The organism is Bacillus sp. EB600 (genome assembly GCF_024494385.1).
In the GTDB taxonomy this organism is placed as follows: Bacteria; Bacillota; Bacilli; order Bacillales; family Cytobacillaceae; genus JAEVLT01.
This window is the reverse complement of record NZ_JAEVLT010000178.1, coordinates 1-375: the sequence shown is the minus strand read 5'-3', so window position 1 is coordinate 375 and position 375 is coordinate 1. Positions and strand designations below refer to the sequence as shown.

At 37.1% G+C, this 375-nt stretch carries 1 protein-coding gene; it reads left to right on the top strand.

Features of this window, described 5'->3' with window-relative positions; translation table 11 throughout:
* On the top strand, nucleotides 1-214 hold a 214-nt coding region (locus tag JN080_RS29300; RefSeq protein ID WP_256239385.1), incomplete at its 5' end, for a spore germination protein.
* Nucleotides 215-375 lie beyond the last annotated feature (161 nt).

Sequence of the window (375 nt, the reverse complement as noted above, 5' to 3'; positions counted from 1 at the left end):
TATGAATATTAGTATTGGTGTATTTAAGGTTAATTCCGTGACTGCTTCTTCTGCAGTCAATATCGGTACTACCTTTATCATAAATCCTTCAAGCAATATAAAAAATCAAATTGGTACACTAAACAACGGTGACCGTAATACCTTGATTACTCACAATCCAATTTATGATCCCGATGTTACAGATTATCCAGCTATGAATGGTAGTTACCACTAGGGGGGGTATAATGTTTCCAATCTTTATAGGAGGTATTAAATCATCGGCAGTTCAACATGGAGGTTCTTTCAATATAGCGGGCCTTGGTGGCATTCTAAATGCTCCTGCACTGAATCAGAAAATTCAACAAGGTCACGTTAATAATGGAGATTTCAACCCGA